Raw genomic sequence first — 16,520 nt, 5'->3', positions numbered from 1 at the left:
TAAGTTAATATGAGCCCCAAGCGAATAGTAATAGCTGATGATCACCAAATCCTTCGTGACGGTATAAAAGCACTGCTTTTAGCCATGGATGATGTTACCCTGGTAGGAGAAGCTGCTAATGGCTCGGAACTCATTGACTTAATCAATAGAACAACTACCGACCTTATCCTGCTTGACATTCGGATGCCAGTAATGGACGGCATTGAAGCCGCAAAAATTATCAGAGGGAAAGGCTATCAGATGCCTATTCTGGTGCTTTCTATGTTCGACGATTTTAATTTTTACGATGCCCTGTTGGACATTGGGGTTAATGGCTTTTTGCTTAAGGAAAGTGGCTATAACGAATTAAGCATAGCCATTAAATCGGCACTTGAAGGCAGAGCCTATTTCTCTCCCGAATTGATGTTAAAGTTGCTGCGATCAAAGAAGCAAGAAACATCAATAAAAGTAACTGAAAGAGAACGCGAACTAATTACACTTATCTGCAAAGGGTTTTCAACAAACGAAATTGCCAAACAGCTGAACCGAAGCATAAGTGCAGTGGAAAAGGCTAGGGCCGAATTACTTGTTAAGACAAAAACACCAAATTCTACCGCCCTGGCAGTTCATGCAATAAAGCATAATCTGGTTAACCTAAGCGATATCTAAAAATCAAAAATCTCTACTAATTTCTCAAGGGTGAGGTCGTCCTTATGAAGGTAATATGTTGCACCAGAAAATAGCATGTTTTTCATGGTTTCAAGGTCTTTGTTAAACGAAACGGCCACCACCCTGGTAGTACGATAGTATTCCTTACTAATCTCCTTTGTAGCAGCAACACCGCCAATACCTGGCATATTAACGTCCATGAAGATTACATTGTAAGGTGAATTCTTACTCACCATTTCAATTGCATCCTCGCCAGTTGATGCTGTTTCCAATTGGCTAAGCTTATTTCCTAACACGGTTTGAACTAACAGGCTTAATGTTTTCACAAAGGTTGGGTTATCATCAACAATCAAAACCCTATAGCTGCTGAGAGTCATGGTATTTCATTTTTTTAGTTAAATAAACTTAGATTTTAATCGCTTCACTCTAGATATATCTAGTTTAAAATATCCAATTGATTCAACCAGTTGCTCTGCCTGGGCATTAATTTCCTCAGCACTGGAAGCCAGTTCCTCACTGGTTGAAGCGTTTTGCTGAGCAATACTATTTAGTTGCTGTATAGCAGCATTAATCTGATTTATACCATTTCGCTGTTCCTGAGTTGCAGCGGCTATCTCCTCAACCAAAAGGGAGGTCCGTTCAACTTCTGGGAGCAACCCATTAATAAGGTTCCCCGACTCCTCCGCAAGGTTTTGGCTGTTTTTTGAAATTTCAACTATCTCATTTGCTGCATTCTTACTATGCTCTGCAAGCCTGCGTACTTCAGCAGCAACTACAGCAAAACCTTTTCCATGTTCACCAGCACGAGCGGCCTCAACGGCAGCATTTAATGCTAATAGATTGGTTTGGAATGCAATATCGGATATTATATTGATTTTATCAGATATGGCACGTGCTGCATTAACACTTCTGCTTGAAGCCTCACGAACCCTTTCCATTTTCCCCTGCATCTCTTTAGCAATAAATTTAGCCTGTTGTGAGTTGTCGGCATTCTGTTCGATATTGGATGCTATTTCCTCAATCGATGCCGAGACCTCCTCTACTGAGCTTGCTTGATTGTTTGCTCCTTCAGAAATTTGCTCCGAATTTGAAGTAAACTGGACACTTGCGGTAGAAAGCTGATTTGCAGACAATGAAATTGCTGTAGTTACCTCTGTGAGCTTGGCGGTAAGCTTCTCCGTGGAATTAGCCAGAACACCTATTTCATCGTTCCGTTTTAGTAAGTCCTTATCAACATTAACTGATAAGTCACCTTCGCTCAACGAATCCAAAACATTTACGATATTTAGCAAAGGCTTTTTAATAATGCGGTTAACATAAACATAGGCCAAAACACTAATTGCAACCTGCAGAGGAAATCCCCAAAGGTTGTGTATAGGCCCAATTTTAGCAATAACTCCTGAGATAAAGGCAACAAGTATTATTGCCAAACCAGTAGCAATCCCAATTTTGAATAGTAGAGATTTCTTGAACAATAGACGCATTACGATGATCATAATTGTAATACTAACTGGTCCTGCTAGAATTACTGAAAGCCAAGTTACTCCGTACATACCGTAATAATTATTAGTTTCAATACAAAGGAATACATTTGCTCTGCTACAGTAAAGATGTTTTTTTCAAATATGAATGAAGAAAACCTCATAATTCATAAAAACCTTTACTAAATTGCTGGGTAAATTGAAAGAGATGAAAAAATCAATTATTGGGATTACGCTTGGCGCAATAGCCGGAGTATTGGATATAATTCCTATGATTCTTCAAGATTTAAGTTGGGATGCTAACCTTTCGGCATTCACTCTTTGGTTGGTGGTAGGATTCTTGATTTCAGTCACGGATATCAAGATTCCGGGTTGGCTTAAAGGGGTATTGCTGGCTTTTCTTGTTCTTCTGCCATCGGCCATTATTATTGGTTCAAAAGAGCCTTTTAGCTTGATTCCTATCGCAATTTTGACATCGATACTAGGGGCACTCTTGGGCTATACTTACCATAGAGTTGTTAAAAAACTTAGCTAACTTTGTAGGAGAATTAATATAATCCAAATAACCATGACATTAGAGGAACGCATAAACCAGGATATCAAGGCAGCCATGATGGCAAAGGATAAGGTGCGCCTTGAGGCTTTAAGAGCCGTTAAAAGCGCCATTCTGCTTGCTAAAACCGATGGCGAACACAAGGATTCACTATCGGCTGATGTTGAAATGAAAATACTGCAAAAACAGGTTAAGCAACGCAAGGATGCTGCCGAGCAGTACATTCAGGCTGGGAGAAAGGAGTTGGCCGATAAGGAGTTGGCCGAAGCCTCAGTAATTGAGGAATACCTTCCCAAGATGCTCAGTGCTGATGAGCTAAAGGCTGAACTCCAAAAGATTATTGCTGAAGTTGGGGCAAAGGCTCCTTCCGACATGGGAAAGGTAATGGGAGTTGCATCAAAGGCACTGGCTGGCAAAGCCGAAGGTAAAGCCATTGCCGATATGGTAAAACAGCTTCTTGCAGGTAATTAGTCCTCCACTGGTCGGAACTTATCAGTTCCCTCAATACGCTCCAGCTCCGACCCGGTTTTCAGTTTCAGGTACGGAATTATAGCCGGGTCGCAGTTGGCAATATAGTTCAGGTCGAACATCATGAAGTGGTAGGGATTCTCAACGTATTCCTCATCTTCGGTTCCGGAATAAAAGCGCCAACCGCTATCCTCGGTTTCCTCAGGCCTTTCACGATGCATGTAACCCACAGGCTCACCATCAACGGTTATTTTGTCCGAAGCGTAGCAGTACCTTCCCGAGGGTATTAAATCCTTAACGTCTTCAGGTCTTATTTTATACTTAAACTCCCCCATGTTTTGCCATTATTAAATTAAAAAGTACAATGCAAAAAAGTGACACGCACTGCCAAGTATAATAAAAAGGTGAAATATACCGTGAACAAAAGCATAGTGATCTTTAAGGTAGAAAATAACGCTTGAGCTGTAGGCTAAACAACCTGATAGTAGAAACCATAACGATAGGTTGGGAGTATTTTTAATAATAGGAACAACGGCAATTAATCCAATCCATCCCATTGCAATGTAAAGCCATGCCGATACGCTTCGGTACTTTACGGAGTAAAACCATAGCTTAAACACCACTCCTGCTACAGCCATTCCCCAAACCAGCCCAAAAACAATCCAACCCAACCAACCCTTTATGCTCAGCAAAGCAAAGGGGGTATAGGTTGCTGCTATTAAAATATAGATTGAAGAATGATCAAACTTGTTTAGGTTGAACTTAACCCGAGGGTTTATAGCGGAATGGAAAAGTGTTGATGCTGTGTAAAGGTTTATTAACCCTGCTCCAAATATTGAGTAAGTAACAATATGCCAGGCTGTGCCATGTAAAGCAGCTCGTATAACCAGTAGAACTGTGGCAGCAATAGCAAGCACTATACCAACCCCATGGCTTGTGCTATTAACAATCTCCTCATACTTTTTAATTCTTTTCCTTGACGAATTCATACAAAATGCTTTTAAAACCTTATAAAGGTAGTTAAAATTGGGGTTTGTTAAAACTAATTACTATTTCATTTGGTTAAGGATGCTGAATATTCCATGACCAGAAAGCCTGAAACGCTTTACTGTGCCCTAAACCCCTATGCTTTCCTTTATAATCAAAATTCAGCATGAAAGTTTAATGCTTTTAACTTTATCCATTAAACCTTGTCCTTTATCCTTTATCCTTTAAACTTTATCCTTTCCCCCTCCCCTATTCGTAATTCACAACTTTTCAGTATCTTTGCAGTTCAATTGAATAGAACAGGATGGAGAATATCAGGAACTTTTGCATTATTGCCCACATTGATCATGGGAAAAGCACCCTGGCCGACAGGCTACTGGAGTTAACCAATACCCTATCGGACCGCGAGTTACAGGAACAGGTGCTGGACAGCATGGACTTGGAGCGAGAGAAGGGCATTACCATTAAAAGCCACGCCATACAAATGGAGTATACCTTTCAGGGCAAACAGTATAAGCTTAACCTGATTGATACACCGGGACACGTAGATTTTTCGTACGAAGTATCGCGAGCCATAGCCTCATGCGAGGGCGCACTGCTGGTGGTTGATGCCACTCAGGGCATACAAGCCCAAACCATATCGAACCTCTACCTTGCACTTAACCACGACCTAGAGATAATCCCTGTTATCAACAAGATAGATATGGATGCAGCCATGGTGGACGATGTAAAGGATCAGATTGTTGATTTACTTGGCTGCAAGCGCGATGAGATAATCCCTGTTAGTGCAAAAACCGGCGAAGGTGTGGACAAAGTACTTGAGGCTATTGTTACCCGTGTTAAGCCGCCCGTTGGCGACCCAAATGCACCCTTGCAAGCCCTGATATTCGACTCAGTTTTCAACTCGTTCCGAGGCATTATTGCCTACTACAAAGTATTTAACGGAACTATTCGAAAAGGCGATAAGGTAAAATTTTTCAATACAGGACGGGAGTACGAGGCCGATGAGGTAGGTATTCTTCGATTAAAGTTACAGCCTCGCGATTACATTAGCGCCGGCGATGTGGGTTACATCATATCGGGCATTAAGGAATCGAATGAGGTTAAGGTGGGCGATACCATTACCCATGTGGAGCGCCCATGCGATAAGGCCATTGCTGGTTTTGAGGATGTTAAACCTATGCTGTTTGCAGGCCTTTACCCGGTTGATGCCGATGAGTATGAGGATCTCAGAGCTTCGCTTGAAAAACTGAAACTTAACGATGCCTCCATCACCTTTGAGCCCGAATCGTCGCTTGCACTAGGCTTTGGGTTCCGATGCGGATTCCTGGGGCTGCTGCACATGGAAATTGTGCAGGAACGCCTTTACCGCGAGTTCGACATGGATGTAATTACCACCGTGCCCAACGTTTCGTACCTTGTTCACACAACAAAGGGAGAGGTTGTTGAGGTTCATAACCCCAGCGGCTTACCTGCCCAAACCACCATCGATTACATTGAGGAACCCGTAATTTCGGCTCAAATTATTACAAAATCGGAATACCTTGGCGCAGTGATGAAGCTCTGCATCGATAAGCGAGGAATTCTCAAAAATCAGGTATTCCTTACCTCCGACAGGGTTGAACTTTCGTTCCGGTTACCCCTGAGCGAGATTGTGTTTGACTTTTACGATAAGCTCAAGTCCATTTCACGTGGTTACGCCTCGTTCGATTACGTGATGGATGGCTACCAGGAAGCAAAGCTTGTAAAACTCGATATACTCCTTAACGGCGAAATGGTCGACGCGCTTTCGTCGCTAATCCACCAGGATCATGCCTACGATTTTGGCCGCAAGATGTGTGAGAAACTAAAAGAACTCATTCCCCGCCAGCAGTTCGATATCGCAATCCAGGCTGCCATAGGCTCAAAGATTATTGCACGCGAAACTGTAAAGGCGCTTCGCAAGGATGTAACCGCAAAGTGTTATGGGGGTGACATCACGCGTAAGCGAAAGCTGCTCGAGAAACAGAAGAAGGGAAAGAAACGAATGCGCCAGATAGGTACAGTTGAGGTGCCCCAGCAGGCTTTTCTGGCAGTTCTAAAAATGGATTAGCATAACAAAATGGTATTACAAAAAATACGAAAGGCCCGAAGGACGCTTCAGCTGGGATTAACTTCGGGACAAACAGGTATTTATAACCGTTACCTTAGAGAGAATGAGGGTTGGGATGCTCACCTTACCAACTCAAAACAAGCTATTACCAATGCTGTAAATCGGTTTAATCCAAAGAGCGTATGTATTTTGGGTAGCGGTTTGCTACTTGATGTTCCAGTTGATGAGCTGCTCACACGAGGCATAGACTTAACCCTTGTTGATTTAGCCCACCCTGCTAGTATCATCAAAAAGTACTCATTAAACCCTCAAATACATTTTGAAACGCACGACCTAACAGGAGGGCTAATACACTACCTACAAGCAACCAAGCTAAAGGATATAAACTTTTTCACACTCATAAACCTTGTTTCAAGGGCAAAAGCCTACACCACCGATGCCGATCTTGTTGTTTCGCTAAACCTGTTAAGCCAGCTAAGCGATATACCCATTGAATTCCTTAAACAAAAGAAAAAACTTACTGACTGGCAGTGCGTTGAATTAGCAAGTACAATTCAACAAAAGCACATAGAAAGCCTTCCGAAAGGAAAATCGCTATTGATATCGGATATTCTGGAAGAGTTTTACGATGAGCGAGGTTCGCTTATTGCTACTCGCCCAACTGTATTTATTGACCTATCAAACCTCACCCAGGTTCAGGAATGGCAATGGGATTTTGACACAGCCAAAACCTATAACGAGGATGCCATTACAAAGCTAAGGGTGGTTTCGGGATTAGTGCAATAAAAAAGGACTAACCCTAACCGGGAAGCCCTTATAGTTTAGCGTATTGTTTTGCTCTATTTAACCGGCAACCAGCAACGTACCCAGTCAATTTCCATGTATGCAGGAAGTTTAGCATCGTCAATTTTACCGTTTACGCTCGATGCAAAAACCAGGTACATTGGCATATCAGGAGTAACATTCCTTTCAACTTTATATGGAGTTCCATTTATACTCCAAACTATGTTGCTATTGTTCCATTCAACTCCAAGAATGTAGAAATTCTGACTACACTTAACCCCGCCTATGCTACTAATGCTCTTTGATATTTTATTATTGCCCTTGGATGTGTAGTATGCACCGGAGAAAGAGTTGGGCTTACTATCGGTTTTTACAAAAATGTCAATCTCAGGTAATACAGTATTACCAACAAGATAAAAAGCATGGGTTACACCCGGAGTGCACGACAGGCGAATTTTTGCCTCAACCCTTCCTTCCTTTAACCTCAGTATATGGCCAGTGTTGATAACGCCCGAAGTGTACTCGTAAGTTTTGGGGACAAAGCCAAACTTCGTATCCCAGCCAATCCCTTCGGACTTTTCCTTTCGGGTTACAATGCGCAAAACGCTATCCTTGATCTCAAAATTTTTATCGGTATAGTTCTGCTTATCGGTGGTAAATGAATAGTTCTTGTTAAGGAGCGCATCGCCCCAAAAGAACTTTGTAAGCCATTTTTGATGATCAATGGCATTGGAATCAAAATCGTCGTAGAATTCAAGTTTCCACTCTCTAATCTCATTGAACTTGCTGCTGTCGCGCTCTAGGCTAAGAAACCATTTAATTTTATCAGAATTTTGTAGCTTTTGGTACTCAACCAGCTTAGCGTAAACCTCGCTTTGTTCAAACTTATTCTTTGATAAAAGGTATTTTTTGCGATTTTGAAATTCAGCTGATTCCACCTTGCTTTTTAGCTCAAGATACCTTGAAACTGTAGGCGTAATCTCGCCCCCTTTATTCAGGTAAACTTTAACCTCCTTGGATTTAGCTAAGGAAAGATACTCTTTTTCGGTATTGAACTCTGCGGAGCCCTTATATGTCAACTTTTTAAGTTCGGCCTTAACCCTCTGATGCTCACCACTCTTAAACCACTGGGTTAGTTCGCGGAAGCGTTTTAGCTCAGCAGATTCGGCGTATTCAATAAACTCATTGTACTCGTTCTGAAGAGCGCTTCTTTTTGACTCAACCTGTTGGGTATCCTTAAATGCGCCAAAAAGGCGATTGGTAAAAACTTTAAATTTCGAGGGAACTGCCATTGGTTTAAGGTTTAGGGTATTACTGTTGAATTGGTATCATTTTAAAGGGAATCTTCAGGTGTTCAGCATAATCCTCTCCCGCTTCAATCATATCCTCATCGTCCTCCATGTAATGCCAGTTCACTACCACTGAAAAACCCTTTTTATGAACTTCGCGGAATTTTTCGAGAATCTTTAGGATCATCTTTGATGAGGATGTATTGTAGTAGTCGAACTTCATGTTAATCTCGGTTTTCTCGTTAGGATTTTCAATGTACTTGTCTATCCAATCCAGAACCGGCTGATAAAATGAGTTAACATCCTCAGGCAAAGAGTTCCCTGCAAATTCAATAATCGCTTTATCTTTATCGAGAACAACCTTTGGGGTTTCCATGGTTGGCTCTATCTCAACTCTATCCATATCAATTATGGCTTTTTATACTTAATAACCATAAAGTTATTAAATATTTATTTAAAACCAAACCTTACCAATACAAAAAAACGAAAAAAAGTTGAATATATTGACTGCAGCTAGTAAATCATTTTAAAACCTTTGCCACGAACGTTAATAATTTCAATGGTTGGATCGTTAGCAAGGTATTTACGCAACTTTGTAATATAAACATCCATGCTCCGAGCGTTAAAGTAGCTATCGTCGGCCCAAATGGTTTTAAGGGCAAAGTTGCGGTCAAGCAGGGTGTTGCGGTTTAGGCAAAGATACTTGAGCAATTCGCTTTCCTTGGTAGTAAGCTTACGTACATCATCCTCGTAGGTAAGGGTTTGCTTGGTGGCATCGAAAACGTACTTGCCAATCTGGAAAAGGGTTTGCTCTGCCCCGTTGGCATCCTTGCGTGTACGGCGTAGGATAGCCTCAAGCCTCATGAGCAGTTCCTCAATGCTAAAGGGTTTGGTCATGTAATCGTCCGCGCCAATGGCAAATCCTTCAATTACATCCTCCTTCATGGATTTGGCGGTAAGGAAAAGAATGGGCATGCTGGGGTTTACCATTCTGATTTCTTTGGCTAGGGTAAAACCATCTTTTAAAGGCATCATCACATCAAGGATGCAGATGTCGTAGTAGTTGTTCTGGAAGCCCTTGTATGCCTTTTCGCCATCCTTATAAAGGTCAACATCGTATTCTTTAGCTTGAAGATACTCCTTGAGTAGGTATCCGAGGTTTTCGTCATCCTCAGCAAGCATTACTCTAATTTTTCTTTGGTTCATGGTTATACTAGTTATTTAGGTATGTACGATTGTTCTGCTGGTCCGCTCCAGGGCATGAAAAACGAAAAAGTACTCCCCTCGCCCAGCTTGCTCTCAACCCATATTTTTCCGCCATGCGCCTCCACTATCTTTTTAACGTAGCTAAGGCCTAAGCCAAAGCCCTTCACGTTATGTATATTGCCGCTTGGAACCCTGTAAAACTGGTCAAAAATCTTTTTAAGGTTGTCGCGGCTAATGCCGATACCATTATCCTTAACTGCAACAACTATTCCATTAGACACGTCTTTGGTAATAATGTTTATTACCGGATTACCATTTCGGTACTTGGTGGCATTATCGAGTAGGTTATTTATAACATTTGTGATATGAACCTCATCGGCCTTAACGATGGGCGATTTGGCATTGAATTCATGAATAATTATTCCATCCTGGGAGTTGAGCTGCAGGGCAAAGTTATTGGTTACCTTTTTGATGACCTCGTGAACATCAACCTCCTTGATCTTAAGCCGCAGCTTGGCGCGTTCAAATATTGCCATTTGTAAAACCTTTTCCACCTGCAAGCCGAGCCGCTTACTCTCATCGGCTATAACACCACCCAGGTAATCGAGGTTTTTACGCTCATGGGGTATGCTTTTATCGTTAAGCATTTGCGCAGCAAGCGATATGGTTGATATGGGTGTTTTTAGCTCGTGGGTCATGTTACTTACAAAGTCATTTCTGATTTCCGATATCCTTTTCTGCTTGAAGATAATGTAAAGCGTGATTGTAAATATAGAAATAATTAACAATGTGAGCAATAGGGTTCCAAATGTCATGGGGCCCAATGATCCCAGCAGGTAAGTTTTTTGGTTTGGAAAGTAAAGGGTTAAAAAGTAACGGCGTGCAAAGAAATCGTTAGGGAAAAGTTTGTCGCGCAGAACAAGACCCCTGAAGTTTGCCTTAAACCGTGAGCTGCTGTATATGGTGCTATCCTTCTCGTTGGTTACCCGATACTCGTACCGGGCATCAATGCCCTTGCGGGCAAGTTCGCGATGAATAATGGAATCGAGCTGTTCCTGCGAAATTCTTTCGTGTAGCGGGAGCTCAACCCGGATCATGCGGTCAACAATGTTCTCAACAAAAACCGTTTTCTTGAGCAGTTTATCGTTTACATTAACGCTAAGCTGTTGCCGATTCGATTCAGTTGGATCCGATGTAATTTTAATCGGTAAGTTACCCAGTAAGCTCGAATCAAAAAGGGTTTTGGTTATTGCTGGCAGCTTAAGGGTATCGAGGTTATTCAGTGTAAAAACCTGTTGGCTTATTTGCTTGGTTCTGAATCCACTTTTGGTCTTGTTCAGGATATCCTGGCGGTACGACATTCGGGCGGAACCGCTGGTGTTTACCGAGTAGTAGGGCTTTATTTCATCAATTACCTGAACTATGGTTTCCTGCTTTTCTACCTCATCAATTATGCGTTCCATTGCCAGGCTGGCTGTTTGGGCAAACTGCTCCTCTTTGATTTGTACAGCAATCCTTATCCATTTGGACTGTAGTAGAACCAAGCCTATTGACGCAATGGTAATAACCCCTGTAAGTATGAATAGTAATTTCCTGCTCATGAGAGCAAAGGTAATTTTTATGAAATGGTTTGGACTACTCTTAACAAAGTTTAACCCTGAAGAGTGTTTTGATAACAAAATTACGTAGATTGCTGATTATGAGGCTAAACTGTTTTAACTATTCAGCGCAGTAGGGTTCCTTAAGCTTTAGGAGAGAGGGTTGTACGTGGGTTATAACCTGAATTCCTTTTATTGATTTCAAACGCTTAAGCGTATCGGCAATAAACTGTTCGTCGGTATCGCCACTAATCTCCATAATATAATCAATGTTTGATAGCTTTGAATGTAGAACCCTACCTGTAACCTTATTGCCTATAAGGGTGATTACCCTACCTGCATAGGTTTGCCTATCGGTAAACGAAGGGAAGCCCAAAATATCCTCAAGTTCAATATTATGGGTCAGAGAGAATGTGCACGCCTGATTGATATTCCACACCATTTGGCTTATACTCAACGATGAAGCGATAGCCAGAAGCTTGAACTCAGTTGGCTCATCTTTAAGTATTTGCCTTTTTGATGCAACCATGAGGTAATGGGTTTGTCCACAAAGTTAAAGTTTTTGAATAAAAAAAACGGGCGTTGGCCCGTTTTATACTACTTTTTCTTTATCAGGAATAAATACACCGGGAAATGGTCGGAATATCCACCGGTAAAATTGTTTCCAACGTAGGTTCGCCAGGGGTAGCCGGCAAATTGACCGCTTGGTTGCTGTAAAAATGGTTTATTAAACACTTTTGACTTGAAGAATGTCCACGTAGACTTATCGCCGTTTAAAAGAGCTTGGGTAATAATGAGGTTATCAAAAAGATTCCATGAATCGCGGTAGGCCAATGTTCCAATCCCTTCGTGGTATAAGCTGCCCATGGCATTGAATAGTTCACCCGGCTTCAACTTTTCACGGTAAGGATTTGCTCCCAGCCCCTTTACAATGCTGGGACTATCGGGGTCATCGTTCAGGTCGCCCATAATAATTATCTTGGCATTAGCATCGGTTGCCAGAATGGAATCGACAATGGAACGGGTTAGCTTGGCAGCAGCCATACGGAAAGGCAGGCTTCGCTTTTCGCCACCCCGGCGCGAAGGCCAATGGTTAACAATGATATGCACGGGTTCACCATCGAGTAAACCGCTAACAACCAGCTGATCACGGGTTTTAAAGCTAGGATTTTCCGGGACATAAAGCCTGGCCGAACGGTGCGAAGTAACCCTAAAAAACTCGGGGCGGTAAATCATACCAACATCTACTCCACGGGCATCGGGCGAATCGTAATGAACAATTGAATACCCTGAAGGTTTAAGCTTTGGGGAAGCAATTAAATCTTCAAGTACGTTTCTATTTTCAATCTCACAAACTCCAAGTATTGCAGGTCCCCCGGGAAATAATTCCCCGCCAATTTGCGAAATTACATATGACATGTGGTCAATCTTATGCCAGTACCGGGCCGACGTGAACTTATTTGCTCCCTCCGGGGTAAACTCAGTATCGTTAGGGCCTGGTATGGTATCGAACAGGTTCTCCAAATTGTAAAACGCTATGCAGCTTACCTTAAACTGTTCTTTTTGCTCAGTGGCCTGAGCAAACAGCAGATGAACAGAAAGTAGCAAAAAAGCAAACACCATTGTGGCCCTTTGTAGTAATATTTTACACATATACTGTTAATTTTTAGAAAAAGTGTGCCGACAAAGATAAAACTAAACGAAAAAAAAGAATGTAAAAAATGAAAAATTATATTAAAAAGTATCATTTTTGCAAGTACAATTATAGGTTTAAATTTTAGAATTATCCACTGAAACTGAATATTTAAATGAGGCGATTACTTTTAATGTTAATGGTTGGGTTATTTTACAGCACAACCACGGTACTGGCTCAATACAATGTGAGCGGGTACGTTAAGGACTCCCAAACCGGTAGTGCTTTGCCCGGTGTAACCGTGCAAGTGGTGGGAATAAACCAAATGACAACCACCGATGCTAACGGCTACTATCAGTTTTCGGGCCTTCAGGCAGGTAAGTATATTTTTGATTACATCCTATCCGGGTACCAAACGGTTGAAAATGAGGTAAATGTTGAAGGCAATCTTCAACTGCCCGATGTTTTAATGAATAGAGGCTTAACCGACGATGCTTACGCAACGTTTAATGAGGTGACAGTTTCGCTCGACGACCTCGAGAGCGAATCGAAAGGGCAAGCCGTGAGCGGGTTACTTCAATCGCAAAACGATGCGTTCTCCTCAGCTGCTTCGTTCACTTTTAGCGCAGCCCGTTTCAATATTAGGGGATACGAACCGGAATACTCGCTACTGTTCATGAACGGTGTTCCTGTTAACGATCCTGAAAGCGGTTTTGCCGGATGGAGTTCGTGGGGCGGTTTAAACGATGTAACCCGAAACAGGGAATCGAGAAATGGGTTAACCCCAACCGATTGGTCGTTCGGCGGGCTTGGCGGTGCATCCTTTCTGAATGTAAGGGCATCGCAGCAACGTATCGGAACACGTATTTCTTATGCATCGAGCAATAGAACCTACACCAACAGGCTCATGTTTACCCATTCAACCGGGTTAATGGAGAATGGGGTTGCTTTCACCCTAAGCGGTTCCCGCCGTTGGGCTGAAGAGGGTTATGTTGAAGGGACCAACTACGATGCTTGGGCTTACTTTATTGGCATTGAAAAGAAATTTAACGATAAGCACTCGGTAGCATTTACCACCTTTAATGCACCAATAAAAAGGGCCATGCAGGGCGTATCGACCGATGAGGCCAATAACCTTGCCGGATCTAACTTTTACAATCCCAACTGGGGTTACCAAAACGGCGAAAAACGCAACGCTCGCGTTAGGTTCCAGCAAGAGCCTACCTTTATTCTTAACCACTACTGGGATATTAACTCAACCCTGAAGCTGACCTCTACAGCAGGATTCTCGTTTGGCACATACCAAACAACCGGCCTTAACTGGTACGATGCTCAGGATCCCCGCCCCGATTACTACCGTAAACTCCCCAGCTACTGGGTTGATTCCGACCCTGCAGTTGTAAGCCAGTTAGCCGATGCTTTCAGGAACGACCCATCGGTTGGACAGCTTGATTGGGATTACATGTACCAGGTAAACTACAACAGCAAGGATGCCAACGATAGCCTTCGTTCAAAGTACATTGTTGAAAACAGAATTACCGACTCACGCCAGCTTACTTTATCGAGCGTGGTGAACTGGAGCATCCTTCCGGAACTTAAGCTTAATGGCGGAATCGATGCGTCAATCTATAATGGAAAGAACTATAAACGAATGGACGATTTGCTGGGTGGACAGTACTGGTTGGACATTGACCAGTTTGTTGAGCGCGATTACTTTGATAACCCAAACCTTGCCCAGAACGATTTGGATAATCCGAACCGCAAGGTTAAGGTTGGCGATACCTTTGGTTATAGCTACGACGCCAACGTAAACAATGGAAACCTATGGGCAGTGGCAAACTACGCCCTAAACCGTATCGATATTTATGCCGGAGCAAACTACAGCTATAGTGAGTTTTGGCGTACCGGGAACATGCGGAATGGCCGCTTCCCCGATAACTCCAAGGGCGACTCGCCAAAACAGGTGTTTCATAATTATGGGGTAAAAACCGGTGCTACCTGGAAAATTACCGGTCGCCACTACCTCGATGCTAACCTTGCCTACCTTACCCGAGCTCCGTTCTTCCGTAATTCATACATTTCGCCCCGTACCAGTAACTTTGTAATTCCGGGCTTAACCAGCGAGCGAATTGCCGCTGTTGATGTAAACTACAACCTTCGTACCCCATACATCAAAGCCAGAGTATCGGCATACTACACAAAGTTCATGGATCAAACCGAACTCAAATCGTTTTATGACGATACCTATCGCACCTTTATAAACTACACCATGCGCGGGATAGAGAAAGTTCACAGAGGTGTTGAGGTTGGAGCCGAAATTAAACTTTCCACAACGTTAACCCTTAATACTGCTGCCTCGCTGGGTTCATACCAGTTTACCTCAAGACCTCTGGCAACGGTTACTCAGGATAACCTGGGAACAGTACTGCAGCAGGATCAGGTTGTTTACATCAAGAATTTCTATGTACCTAACACGCCTCAAACTGCAGCAATGTTAGGTTTAAGGTATGCATCGCCCAAGTACTGGTTTTTGGGTGCCGAGGTTAGCTACTACGATCATTCCTATATTGATTTTGCCCCTGGCAAGCGTACCGCTGAAGCCTTACAGGGACTTGAGCCCAACGACCCCCGTCGCGATGCACTAACCCGACAGGAGAAAATGCCTTCGGCCATGCTTATCGATGCCAATATTGGAAAATCGTGGAGGTATAAATCGTACTTTATCAACCTTAACTTCCAGGTTACAAATATTCTTGATAAAACCGATTTCAGAACCGGAGGGTTTGAACAGGCCCGCTACTCAATTACCGAGCAAACTTCAAACAAGTTTCCTCCCAAGTATTTCTACGGTTTTGGTCGTACATACTTCTTGATTTTAGGTCTTAGATTTTAAAACGAATTAATTTGGTTAAGATGAGAAAAGTAGTATTTATACTCACAATCCTAGCAGCAGGAGCACTAATGTTATCAGCTCCCGGATGTGTGGATTTCACATACGATGAGGTTGAACCAAGGGTGGATTCAACAACGCTTGTTGCCAATACTACCATTGCTGAGCTAAAGGCCATGTACCCTAGGGAGCTGTACCAGCTAAACGAAAACACTTTCTTCCAGCGCGATTCAATTATCATTGAAGGTGTTGTTACCTCCGACGATAAGGAAGGCAATTTCTACAAGAGCATCTTCATTCAGGATGCAACAGGTGCAATTGAGCTAAAGCTCAATAAAACATCACTATATAACGATTACAAACGCGGCCAAAAAATTGTGGTATACTGCAATGGTCTTTACCTTGGCGATTACGGTGGGCAAATACAGCTTGGTTCCATATACAATAATAATGGAAACTGGGAAATTAGCGGGTTGGAAGGTGATCCAATAATTAAAATGCACGTATTCAAAAAGGGTAAACAGCTTGTTGATGTTGCCCCATTAGCCATGACCCCTGCCCTGCTCACGCAGGTTAACATTGGTAAATTGGTAAAGTTTGATAATGTGCAAATAAAGGATACCCTGTCGCCAATTACCGATACAACTTATACTTATGCCGATAACGTTAACAAGGTTACGGTTAACCATACCCTGGTTGCCTGTTCACAAACGTACCCAAGTACAGTTGTTCTACGCACAAGTGGCTACGCACGCTTTGCCGGTACAACAATTGCCACCAAAAATGGAACAGTTACAGGTATTCTTACCTACTATAAGGGAACTTACCAGCTGCTAATGCGCGATTTGAACGATATCAATTTTACAAACGATAGGTGTCAACAGTAAAAGGG

Annotated in this window: 17 protein-coding genes; 7 read left to right on the top strand and 10 right to left on the bottom strand. The window is 42.6% G+C overall.

The annotated features are described in order from the left end of the window. The first annotated feature begins 9 nt into the window (after positions 1 to 9). Positions 10 to 648: a response regulator gene (locus tag AB6811_RS08085; protein ID WP_369489947.1), complete on the top strand. Its 639-nt coding sequence runs from the start codon at positions 10 to 12 to the stop codon at positions 646 to 648. Here the strand turns inward: AB6811_RS08085 and AB6811_RS08080 are convergent. Further along, a complete protein-coding gene (locus AB6811_RS08080; protein WP_369489946.1) occupies positions 645 to 1,025 on the bottom strand; it encodes a response regulator in 381 nt (126 codons plus the stop codon). The two genes, AB6811_RS08085 and AB6811_RS08080, sit on opposite strands and share 4 nt — an antisense overlap. 18 nt (positions 1,026 to 1,043) lie before the next feature. Then, on the bottom strand, positions 1,044 to 2,201 hold the full coding sequence (locus AB6811_RS08075; RefSeq protein ID WP_369489945.1) for a methyl-accepting chemotaxis protein: 1,158 nt from the start codon (positions 2,199 to 2,201) through the stop codon (positions 1,044 to 1,046). A gap of 115 nt (positions 2,202 to 2,316) precedes the next feature. Here AB6811_RS08075 and AB6811_RS08070 point away from each other — a divergent pair, with 115 nt between their 5' ends. Further along, positions 2,317 to 2,664: a hypothetical protein gene (locus AB6811_RS08070; RefSeq protein ID WP_500812350.1), complete on the top strand. Its 348-nt coding sequence runs from the start codon at positions 2,317 to 2,319 to the stop codon at positions 2,662 to 2,664. A 33-nt stretch (positions 2,665 to 2,697) separates the two neighbouring features. Beyond that, positions 2,698 to 3,153 (top strand): GatB/YqeY domain-containing protein, encoded by a 456-nt coding sequence (locus tag AB6811_RS08065; RefSeq protein ID WP_369489943.1) that lies wholly within the window; start codon positions 2,698 to 2,700, stop codon positions 3,151 to 3,153. On the opposite strand, the gene AB6811_RS08060 is transcribed toward AB6811_RS08065, so the two are convergent. Together AB6811_RS08060 and trhA are read right to left on the bottom strand one after the other, a co-directional pair. Further along, on the bottom strand, positions 3,150 to 3,485 hold the full coding sequence (locus AB6811_RS08060) for a DUF2185 domain-containing protein (RefSeq protein ID WP_369489942.1): 336 nt from the start codon (positions 3,483 to 3,485) through the stop codon (positions 3,150 to 3,152). The two genes, AB6811_RS08065 and AB6811_RS08060, sit on opposite strands and share 4 nt — an antisense overlap. A gap of 12 nt (positions 3,486 to 3,497) precedes the next feature. Next, on the bottom strand, positions 3,498 to 4,139 hold the full coding sequence (gene trhA / locus AB6811_RS08055; protein ID WP_369489941.1) for a PAQR family membrane homeostasis protein TrhA: 642 nt from the start codon (positions 4,137 to 4,139) through the stop codon (positions 3,498 to 3,500). Positions 4,140 to 4,441: 302 nt separating this feature from the next. On the opposite strand from trhA, the gene lepA reads away from it, so the two are divergent. Both lepA and AB6811_RS08045 read left to right on the top strand, forming a co-directional pair. After that, entirely contained in the window at positions 4,442 to 6,229 is a 1,788-nt protein-coding gene (gene lepA / locus AB6811_RS08050; RefSeq protein WP_369489940.1) for a translation elongation factor 4, read from the top strand. Between the two features lie 9 nt (positions 6,230 to 6,238). After that, positions 6,239 to 7,015, top strand: a complete 777-nt coding sequence (locus AB6811_RS08045; protein WP_369489939.1) for a hypothetical protein — start codon at positions 6,239 to 6,241, stop codon at positions 7,013 to 7,015. A 53-nt stretch (positions 7,016 to 7,068) separates the two neighbouring features. Here the strand turns inward: AB6811_RS08045 and AB6811_RS08040 are convergent, their stop codons facing one another. From AB6811_RS08040 to AB6811_RS08015, 6 genes are all read right to left on the bottom strand, one after another. Further along, positions 7,069 to 8,304: a glycoside hydrolase family 16 protein gene (locus tag AB6811_RS08040; RefSeq protein ID WP_369489938.1), complete on the bottom strand. Its 1,236-nt coding sequence runs from the start codon at positions 8,302 to 8,304 to the stop codon at positions 7,069 to 7,071. Between the two features lie 19 nt (positions 8,305 to 8,323). Further along, the gene (locus AB6811_RS08035; RefSeq protein ID WP_369489937.1) at positions 8,324 to 8,704 is read right to left on the bottom strand and encodes a DUF1987 domain-containing protein; all 381 of its coding nucleotides are present in this window, start codon (positions 8,702 to 8,704) and stop codon (positions 8,324 to 8,326) included. A gap of 110 nt (positions 8,705 to 8,814) precedes the next feature. Continuing rightward, positions 8,815 to 9,507 (bottom strand): response regulator transcription factor, encoded by a 693-nt coding sequence (locus AB6811_RS08030; RefSeq protein ID WP_369489936.1) that lies wholly within the window; start codon positions 9,505 to 9,507, stop codon positions 8,815 to 8,817. Between the two features lie 11 nt (positions 9,508 to 9,518). After that, a complete protein-coding gene (locus tag AB6811_RS08025; RefSeq protein ID WP_369489935.1) occupies positions 9,519 to 11,108 on the bottom strand; it encodes a sensor histidine kinase in 1,590 nt (529 codons plus the stop codon). A 118-nt stretch (positions 11,109 to 11,226) separates the two neighbouring features. Beyond that, complete coding sequence (locus tag AB6811_RS08020) at positions 11,227 to 11,634, bottom strand: IPExxxVDY family protein (RefSeq protein ID WP_369489934.1); 408 nt, start codon at positions 11,632 to 11,634, stop codon at positions 11,227 to 11,229. Positions 11,635 to 11,702: 68 nt separating this feature from the next. Next, the gene (locus tag AB6811_RS08015; protein WP_369489933.1) at positions 11,703 to 12,758 is read right to left on the bottom strand and encodes an endonuclease/exonuclease/phosphatase family protein; all 1,056 of its coding nucleotides are present in this window, start codon (positions 12,756 to 12,758) and stop codon (positions 11,703 to 11,705) included. 155 nt (positions 12,759 to 12,913) lie between these two features. Between AB6811_RS08015 and AB6811_RS08010 the strand changes: the two genes are divergently transcribed. Together AB6811_RS08010 and AB6811_RS08005 are read left to right on the top strand one after the other, a co-directional pair. After that, positions 12,914 to 15,631, top strand: coding sequence for a carboxypeptidase-like regulatory domain-containing protein (locus AB6811_RS08010; RefSeq protein WP_369489932.1), 2,718 nt, complete (start codon positions 12,914 to 12,916; stop codon positions 15,629 to 15,631). Positions 15,632 to 15,651: 20 nt separating this feature from the next. After that, positions 15,652 to 16,515 (top strand): DUF5689 domain-containing protein, encoded by an 864-nt coding sequence (locus AB6811_RS08005; RefSeq protein WP_369489931.1) that lies wholly within the window; start codon positions 15,652 to 15,654, stop codon positions 16,513 to 16,515. The last annotated feature ends 5 nt before the right edge of the window (positions 16,516 to 16,520 follow it).

Origin of the sequence: Tenuifilum sp. 4138str (assembly GCF_041102575.1) — a bacterium.
Classification (GTDB): domain Bacteria; phylum Bacteroidota; class Bacteroidia; order Bacteroidales; family Tenuifilaceae; genus Tenuifilum; species Tenuifilum osseticum.
The sequence above is the reverse complement of the archived record's forward strand: the minus strand, read 5'-3'. Positions and strand labels throughout refer to the sequence as shown.

What these genes read in the sequence shown, in the direction of transcription:
- AB6811_RS08085 (WP_369489947.1), top strand. Translation starts at nt 10, where the DNA reads ATGAGCCCCAAGCGAATAGTAATAGCTGATGATCACCAAATCCTTCGT.
- AB6811_RS08080 (WP_369489946.1), bottom strand. Translation starts at nt 1,025, where the DNA reads ATGACTCTCAGCAGCTATAGGGTTTTGATTGTTGATGATAACCCAACC.
- AB6811_RS08075 (WP_369489945.1), bottom strand. Translation starts at nt 2,201, where the DNA reads ATGTACGGAGTAACTTGGCTTTCAGTAATTCTAGCAGGACCAGTTAGT.
- AB6811_RS08065 (WP_369489943.1), top strand. Translation starts at nt 2,698, where the DNA reads ATGACATTAGAGGAACGCATAAACCAGGATATCAAGGCAGCCATGATG.
- AB6811_RS08060 (WP_369489942.1), bottom strand. Translation starts at nt 3,485, where the DNA reads ATGGGGGAGTTTAAGTATAAAATAAGACCTGAAGACGTTAAGGATTTA.
- trhA (WP_369489941.1), bottom strand. Translation starts at nt 4,139, where the DNA reads ATGAATTCGTCAAGGAAAAGAATTAAAAAGTATGAGGAGATTGTTAAT.
- lepA (WP_369489940.1), top strand. Translation starts at nt 4,442, where the DNA reads ATGGAGAATATCAGGAACTTTTGCATTATTGCCCACATTGATCATGGG.
- AB6811_RS08045 (WP_369489939.1), top strand. Translation starts at nt 6,239, where the DNA reads ATGGTATTACAAAAAATACGAAAGGCCCGAAGGACGCTTCAGCTGGGA.
- AB6811_RS08040 (WP_369489938.1), bottom strand. Translation starts at nt 8,304, where the DNA reads ATGGCAGTTCCCTCGAAATTTAAAGTTTTTACCAATCGCCTTTTTGGC.
- AB6811_RS08035 (WP_369489937.1), bottom strand. Translation starts at nt 8,704, where the DNA reads ATGGATAGAGTTGAGATAGAGCCAACCATGGAAACCCCAAAGGTTGTT.
- AB6811_RS08030 (WP_369489936.1), bottom strand. Translation starts at nt 9,507, where the DNA reads ATGAACCAAAGAAAAATTAGAGTAATGCTTGCTGAGGATGACGAAAAC.
- AB6811_RS08025 (WP_369489935.1), bottom strand. Translation starts at nt 11,108, where the DNA reads ATGAGCAGGAAATTACTATTCATACTTACAGGGGTTATTACCATTGCG.
- AB6811_RS08020 (WP_369489934.1), bottom strand. Translation starts at nt 11,634, where the DNA reads ATGGTTGCATCAAAAAGGCAAATACTTAAAGATGAGCCAACTGAGTTC.
- AB6811_RS08015 (WP_369489933.1), bottom strand. Translation starts at nt 12,758, where the DNA reads ATGTGTAAAATATTACTACAAAGGGCCACAATGGTGTTTGCTTTTTTG.
- AB6811_RS08010 (WP_369489932.1), top strand. Translation starts at nt 12,914, where the DNA reads ATGAGGCGATTACTTTTAATGTTAATGGTTGGGTTATTTTACAGCACA.
- AB6811_RS08005 (WP_369489931.1), top strand. Translation starts at nt 15,652, where the DNA reads ATGAGAAAAGTAGTATTTATACTCACAATCCTAGCAGCAGGAGCACTA.